The following is a 4623-nucleotide window of genomic DNA, read 5'->3' on the forward strand; positions in this document are numbered from 1 at the left end:
TCGGGGACGTGATGGAACTGCAAGCCCATACCCGCTTCGGTCGTGTAGGGGCTCGGCACGATGAAGAGCTTGTTCTGGTAGAACTGCGTATTGGAAACCGCGATCAGCGACTGGTGACGGCTGCGGTAGTGCCAGCGCAGCATACGTTGAGGCAGGCCTCGCGCGGTGAAAAGGCCGAGGATGCTCTCTATGTCGGCAACCTGCGCGCCCTCTTCCTCGTCGTCGCTCTCTGTTCCGCCGGTCATCTTGGAGAAGAACTTAGTCGGCGGGAGCTGGCGTTCGTCGCCGACCACGACGACCTGCCGGGCCCGAGCGATGGCGCCAAGCGCGTCCACGGGCTGGATCTGCGAAGCCTCGTCCATGACGAGGAGGTCATAGGTCATCTTGCCGGGCGTCAGGAACTGGGCGACCGAAAGCGGGCTCATCATCATGACGGGCTTCAGCGCCTGGATAGCTGGCCCAGCCCGCTGCATGAGCTGGCGGATCGGCATATGGCGGCTGCGCTTGGCCATCTCACCCCGAAGAATCCCCACGGGACCGACGCCGCCGTCGCGAGGCGGGATCCGACGATGGTGAGCACGCACAACTTCGAGGCTCGCCGACTTGATGCGCTCGCGATCAAGATTGGCGAACTCGCGCACATGCCGTCCGTGAAGGCTGCCGTCGAAGCGTCCGAGTTCCGGATCAGCTCGGATTAGCTCGGACAGGATCGCCTCATGATACGCCATTTCGAACGACGGGAGTGCGGCGGGCGTAGCGAGACGGCCGTCTTCCAGATTGTCGACGAACACGGCCATACCATCCGTTCGCGCCCGGTCTGCCCGCTCGCGGTAAGAGACCCACTTCGAAAGCTGCTCGGAGTTGGCTAGCCAGGTCTCCATGCGCTCCCGGCACTGCTGGAGCCTCACATTTCGGTAATCATCAGCATCGAACAAGCTCCGGGGATCTGCCAAGAGGAAGGAGGCGATCTCGGCCAGCGCGTCTTGCGCGTTGGCCGACGCGGCCACGGCCCGCCCTGCCCGTTCGGCAATCCCAGTCCGGTCGGAAAGACGCGCGGCGAGATGCCGAAGCTCGCCATGCGCGTCAATCCACTCGACGGCCGCGGCAAGCTCGTCCCAGTTCGAATCCTGACCCTTCCATACGAGGCCGAACGCCTCCGCTCCAAGAGCCGTGCGCTCGTCGAGTGACTGGGCTGCCGCCTGCCAGGCTGCGACACGTGCAACAGCGTCAAGGCGCTCGGATAGTGTGTCGGGAACGGATCGCATGATGGTGCGGCAGAGGCCGTCAGCCCATGCAAGATTCCGCGCCCGCGCCTCGACCATGTCAAGTTGTGCGCGGTCGGCGGACACCGCATTGTCGAGCGCGGGGGCGGCCGCCGTGCCAAGGTCGGACCATAGGGCTTCAAGCAATGGCTTGGCAGCATCGACATGGCGCAGGACGAGCGCAGCGTGCTCGCCGACGACCTGCCGCTCGGCGAGCCGGCCGGCGATGAGGCGCGGCTCGGCACCGAGACCGCGCAGCGTGCGCATCCATGCTACTAGGGCGAGAAGCGGAGCGGAGGCGGAGCGTTCCCCGCGCCAATCGGCGCCGAACGCGGAGCGCCCGAAGGCGTCCTCGTCTTGGACGCGCTTGGCTGCGGCCTGTCCCTTCATCAGCGTGTCGAGGAGTTCGACAATATCCTGCGTCGGCATTTCCGGGTTGCGCAGGATCGAGCGCATCAGCGCCTTCGCTTTCCGGTAGTCGCCGTTGAGTGCCTTCAGGAATCCGGTGTTGATCGCCAACGCCTGGCGGGCGGACGAGACCTCGGTCGTCCAGGCGACGTCGAGTATTCGGTCGCCCATCGCCGCGCGCGACCGCTCGAGCGTCTCGACCGCCTCCGCGAGGTCCCCGGCCTGCTCCACGCCCTGATCCCACACCGTGGCCGCAAACGCCTCGGGACTCGCATCGGGCGCCGCCGCCACCCGCTCGCCCGTCGTCACTAGGCGCGACACCGCGGCGAGCGTGTCGACGGGGCCCGGAACGCCGAGTTCAGTGGCGAGGCGGTCTGCCTCGGCGCGAAGGCGCGGGAGCGATTCCGCGAGTTCGGCGGCCCGCCCGAAAGCAGCGGTCGGGAACTCTCGCGGCAGCCAGGCCAGTTGAACCTCAAGCCCCTCGATCGATGTGCCGAGCGCCGACGAATGAACGGACCCAACCAAGGACTCGCCGTGCTGACGAAAGTCCGCGCCAGCCCCGACGAGGTCGGCCACGGCCTCGCGCCGGTCATCCCATGCGTCCGCACGAAAGGCTTCCGGCGACAGGTTCGGCGCGCGGGCAAGGATGTCCGCTCGCTCCCGGAGCGTCACGGCATCGTCGAACGTGATGGGCTCCGGCTCCACCTCCAACGCCTTCGCCAATGATCCGTAATCGGCCTCCAAATCCGAGATGGCCGACTGAAGGGACTCAATCCGAGGGAGCAAGCGCTCAAGCGTCGTGGGCAGGACAAGGTCAAGGCCGACACCGTGCCACGGATGGTTTATCGGAAGCCCGATCTCGTCGACGCGCTGAGTAAGCTCGACGAGAAGGCGGCGGCGCGACGCCAGATCGTCCGGTGACCAGAGCGTCGCGGTCTCGAGGGGCAGGTCGACGGGACGTTGCCCCTCTTGCCGGAGTTTCGTCAGCGCACCGAACACCTGGTAGGGCGTCAGGCCGGAAGTCTCGTGCGGCACGTGCATCCGCTCGGCGTGGAGGTTCAGGACATCTCGAGCCGCACGCAGCTTGCCGGTGAGGCTCGACGGGAATTCACCGCGCGGTGATCCGAGCTCCCACGTCCGGCGCAACTCCTCGAGGAACCCGCGCTTATTCGCCTTGTTGCTGTGAAGCTCTATGCATGCATCGCCGACCCCGGCGTTGTCGAGGCGGCGCTTGACGACGTCGAGGGCCGCCATCTTCTCGGCGACGAACAGGACCGTCTTCCCGTCGGCGATGGCGGAAGCGATGACGTTGGCAATCGTCTGAGACTTGCCTGTTCCCGGCGGTCCCTGGATGACGAGGTCCTTGCCGCGACGCACGTCGTGGACCGCGAGTGTCTGCGAACCGTCGCTGTCGACGATATGGAGCATGTCCGCGGGGTCGATGTGGCGGTCGATCCGCTCGTCGTCGGACAGGAGCGGTTCGCCCGCGTCGAAGCCGTCAGACAATAGCGATCGGATCGTCGCTTGGTCGGTGATGCGTCCGTCGGATGGCCAGTTCTCCGGATCGAGGTCTCGGTACATCAGGAACTTGGAGAACGAGAAGAAGCCGAGGACGATGTCGTCGGGCAGGACCGACCAATCGGTCTTAGTGGAAACAGCGTCTGCAACCTCGCGGAAGTACGCGTCAGGATCGAACTCGTCGCCACCCTCGAAGGAGGGCAGGCGGAGGGCGTGAACGCGGTCGAGGTAGGCCTCCAGCGACAGGTTCGAAGTCTGGTCCTCGGGACGGACCCGGAGACGAAAGCGCTCACCAGCCGTGCCGCGCTCGAGCTTGACCGGCACGAGGACGAGCGGTGCGTGGCGAATGTTCTCCTTGTTGTTCGGATCTACCCACCGCAGCATGCCAAGCGCTAAGAAGAGGACGTTGACGCCCTGCTCCTCCTCCAGCGTCCGCGCGTCGTGGTATAGGTCGAGAAGCCGCTTCTGGAGCCCCTTCGGCGTCATCCGAGTCTGGAGCTTGGTGTCGAGGTGGCGCTTGGCCCTGCCCCGCTCGTCGACCTCGTCGTCCGCCTCGTCGGGCTGCGCAAGCTCGATGGCGGGAAGGTCCTCGTCCTCCTCTGCGGCGTCCCCGCCGCCCGCTCTGTCCGGTCTCCCCGCGGCGAACGTGAATGCTTTCGTTTCCTTCGCTAAGAGGCGGTAGATCTCGGCGGAACGCTCATCGATGATGTCGATCGTCCGCGCCGCCTTCGAGTGGCGGGGGACATTTAGCAGGCGGTTCCTTGCGGACAGGTCGAGGAGTTCTGTTCGGGCGCGCTCGAGCTTATTCTCGATTGGCAGGTCGCTTTGGTAGATCGAGGCGGTCTCGGATTCGAACATTGAACTGCCTTGAGGATGTAAGGATCGGCCGACTGTATCGCGCAGAAATATTCGACGCGATCTTCCGGCGAACGTGGCACATCTTCTCCATGGTTTCCTAGTGCCTGACGCGATGATTGAGACGCGCTAGGTTTACGGACACCGACCGGACGAGACGAACTTCCTCGCCACTGCCCTCCTCGTCTCAGCGCTTGGGGCGGCGGGCCGTCGCCCAGGCTGTTTGCGGGTAACGCTGCTCGCCAGCTTATTACCATCGAACTTTACCTATCGCGGTCCGCAGACTTTAGGGTCTAACGGCTACCTTCCCCCGACATGAAGGGGAGTGGAACCGCATGAAGAACGAGAAGAGGACGGATGCGGTTATCGCGGCGCGAGAAACGGCTGACCGCCTGCGCAAGCTCAAGGAAAGCGTTCGCGCCATTGGCAAGCGCGGCCTCGCCGACACGTTTACCGCTGGCGAGGCACTAGAAGAGGCCGCCAAGCTCCTTCGTGGGAGCTATTCGTCCTGGGTGAAGACGGAATGCGGGCTCGAACCGCGCACGGCCCTCGGGTTTCGGAAAACTTTTCTGGTGCTCGG

Annotated in this window: 2 protein-coding genes; one reads left to right on the forward strand and one right to left on the reverse strand. The window is 65.1% G+C overall.

Going from position 1 to position 4623, the window contains the following annotated elements:
• A partial coding sequence (locus N7I30_RS21605; protein WP_498641048.1) for a DUF4011 domain-containing protein occupies positions 1 to 4046 on the reverse strand: 4046 nt, incomplete at its 3' end.
• 332 nt (positions 4047 to 4378) lie between these two features.
• Between N7I30_RS21605 and N7I30_RS21610 the strand changes: the two genes are divergently transcribed.
• Positions 4379 to 4623, forward strand: a 245-nt coding sequence (locus N7I30_RS21610; RefSeq protein WP_498641049.1) for a hypothetical protein, incomplete at its 3' end; no start/stop codon positions are given.

This window comes from Aurantimonas litoralis (assembly GCF_026153195.1).
Taxonomy (GTDB): domain Bacteria; phylum Pseudomonadota; class Alphaproteobacteria; order Rhizobiales; family Rhizobiaceae; genus Aurantimonas; species Aurantimonas coralicida.